Below are 1,620 nucleotides of genomic sequence, written 5' to 3'. Positions count from 1 at the left end.
CGGCCGGCGCAGGCCGTGGGCCTGGTTGGCCGCCGGCACCGTGCTGGGCCTGCTGGTCGGCCTCGCCGTCGCCGCGGTCGTCGGCGCCGGACCCGACGGCGTGCGCCTCGGCCCGGTCGGCGTGGTGGTCGGCGTCCCGCCCGCGCCGTCCGTCCCGGCCGCCACCGGCTCCCGCGGCACCTGGGGCCAGCGCGTCACCACCCCGGACGGGATCGCGATCGAGGTCTCCGAGCCGGTGCCCTACGAGCCGTCCGCGCAGGCCGAGGGCCACCAGCGCGCCCGCGCCGTGCTGGTCACCACCACGATCACGAACGGGTCGGGCGCGCCGTTCACGCTGAACACGTTCGCCGTCGGGCCGACCGCCACGCACCGCGGCCGCCCAGCGGCCCGGATCTTCGACGTGGCCGGCTCGCTCGTCCCGGCGGTGCCGGTCTCGATCGTCCAACCGGGCGCGACGGTCAGCTACCGGACGGCGTTCTCCCTCGACCAGGCGACCGGCGAGCTGGCGCTCGACTACGCACCGGGAGCGGTGTTCACCGGCGAGGTGTAGGGAGGCTGCCGACCGGTGCGGCGGTGCCGGCTACCGTTACCCGCCGCGCGACGCCGGTGCCGAGCGCCGACCGGGGAGGGGCCGTGACCACCGAGACCGCCACTGGGCGTCCCGACGTGCTGGGCCCGTACCTCCTGCAGGGCATGCTCGGCCGCGGCGGGATGGGCGAGGTGCACCGGGCGTTCGACACCCGTCGCGGGCGGGTCGTCGCGCTCAAGATCCTGCAGTCCGACCTGGCCCGCGACGAGGCCTTCCGGGCCCGGTTCCGGCGCGAGTCCGACACCGCGGCCCGGTTGCAGAACCCGCACGTCATCCCGATCCACGACTTCGGCGAGATCGACGGCCGGCTCTACATCGACATGCGGCTGGTCGAGGGCAGCGGCCTCGACCGGTTGATCGCCGCCGGGCCGCTGGACCCGCGGCGGGCGGTCGCGCTCATCACGCAGGTCGCCGAGGCGCTGGCCGACGCGCACCGCAACGGCATCCTGCACCGCGACATCAAGCCGTCGAACATCCTGGTCACCCCGGCCGACTTCGTCTACCTGGTCGACTTCGGGATCGCCCGCGCGCTCGGCGACAACGTCACCGCGCTGACCTCGGTGGGCGTCGCGGTGGGGACGCTGGCGTACATGGCGCCCGAGCGGTTCGGCGACGGCGTCCCCGACGCCCGCTCCGACGTCTACTCGCTGACCTGCACGCTCGTCGAGTGCCTCACCGGCCGCCGCCCGTTCCCGGCGACCGACCTGCCCGGCCTCATGCACGCCCACCTCACCGCCGACCCGCCGCGGCCCAGCCTGGAGCGCCGGGCGGTGCCGCCCGCGCTGGACGACGTCATCGCCCGGGGGATGGCCAAGGACCCGGCGGCCCGGTTCACCACGCCGACCGAGCTGGCCGCCGCCGCCCAGCAGGCGCTCGAGCTGTGGGGCCACACCGTCCCGTCGGTGCGCCGGCCGGTGGCCGAGCCGCCCCGCCGGGCGCGGACGGCCGCGCTGGCGACCGGCGCGGTGCTGATCGCCCTCGCGTCCGGGGGGATCGGCTTCGCCGTCGGCCGGTCCGGTGCGCCGGACCCG

The 1,620-nt window shown here is 76.7% G+C and carries 2 protein-coding genes; both read left to right on the top strand.

Annotated features, from left to right (window positions below; genetic code table 11):
• On the top strand, nucleotides 1-550 hold a 550-nt coding region (locus tag KIK08_RS38940), incomplete at its 5' end, for a hypothetical protein (RefSeq protein WP_214408318.1).
• Nucleotides 551-633: 83 nt separating this feature from the next.
• Nucleotides 634-1,620 (top strand): serine/threonine-protein kinase (locus KIK08_RS38935; RefSeq protein ID WP_308258169.1); only part of this gene is annotated, 987 nt, incomplete at its 3' end.

Origin of the sequence: Pseudonocardia lacus (genome assembly GCF_018531445.1) — a bacterium.
Lineage (GTDB): Bacteria > Actinomycetota > Actinomycetes > Mycobacteriales > Pseudonocardiaceae > Pseudonocardia > Pseudonocardia lacus.
The sequence above is the reverse complement of the archived record's forward strand: the minus strand, read 5'-3'. Positions and strand labels throughout refer to the sequence as shown.